This is a genomic window from Paenibacillus sp. P4_E11, from assembly GCF_056401635.1.
Genome location: NZ_JBFUIX010000536.1, coordinates 1 through 1,115, shown reverse-complemented (window position 1 = coordinate 1,115; position 1,115 = coordinate 1). Strand labels below are relative to the sequence as shown.

Genomic DNA, 1,115 nt, shown 5'->3' with positions numbered 1-1,115 from the left:
CCTATATTCAGGTGTAACTTTATTTTCAAACTCTTTAATACCGGATAATGAAGCTATATGTTTATTTAGTCTACCTACAGTTCGATCTATTCTATCCAAAATTCTCTCGTCATCTTCACTTTCATTTTTTACAAGAGAGTTTATATTTTTTTTAAACAAATTATATAAATCAACATATGAATCGATATATATTAGATTTACAACGTAATCAATTTCATATAAATATCCCCTTTGTTTCATTTCTGTCAGATCATTAAGGTCACCTCCCCAAAAAAGTACTGGAACTCCAATCATCTCTTTAGAGTCATAACTAGCTTCAAGTTTTATGTAAACTTCATTGTGGAAACTAAGTATTGCACCCTTAAGTTGAGCTCTTAACTTTTGATTATCAGTACAATTATCATCAGTTATATCAATTTTTACAATTATCTCAATTGGTTTATTGACTTGTTTACAATGGAAATCAGAGTCCTGTAAATTTAGTCTACGAATATCTTTGTCAAAGATAAACCGTAAAGCAAATAAGAAATTTGTCTTTCCAACGTCATTTAATCCAAAGAAAACATTTTTGTTTGACAGGTCAACCGTAATTTGTTCAAAATTTCTAAAGTTTCTAATCTCAACAGATTTAAATTCCATGTCTTTTTCACCCCAAATATTAATTACATTAGGCAATTGTGCGTATCCCTTTAATGTACACTCGACTCAATTCGACTCATTTTCTACAATTCCTTCCACATCAAAGAAAATATAAAGTCGAAAAAACAACAATTCTGGGCTTCACCTGGATTGTTGTTTTTTCGCTTAATTCATATCATCTTTACCCACTTAAAAGTAGAAATTTTGGTTTTATAAAAGGTCTCAATGGGTGCCAATCCGGGTGTCCGATAGAATTGCATAAAGGTACGATGGTGCGACAAGATCCTGGAGCGCCCCAGGCCCCGAAACCGGCATCCGTTCCCATGCTTTCTCGACTTGGTTTCTCGGGATTAGGTAATTGGTCGTATTTGGCACAAGGGCATTACCAGATAACTTGTAGAAAAAAGTCTTGCCCCGCACCTGCTGGAACTCGCTGCCTTCGTACTCGACAATGCGTTTCCAAATTTGGTCAAAAG

General features: G+C 34.3%; 2 protein-coding genes. Both read right to left on the bottom strand.

What is annotated here, in order from left to right; genetic code table 11:
- Positions 1-675: AAA family ATPase (locus tag AC1DWB_RS35820; RefSeq protein ID WP_477545818.1), on the bottom strand; the 675-nt coding region annotated here is incomplete at its 3' end.
- 186 nt (positions 676-861) lie between these two features.
- On the bottom strand, positions 862-1,115 hold a 254-nt coding region (locus AC1DWB_RS35815; protein ID WP_477545817.1), incomplete at its 5' end, for a hypothetical protein.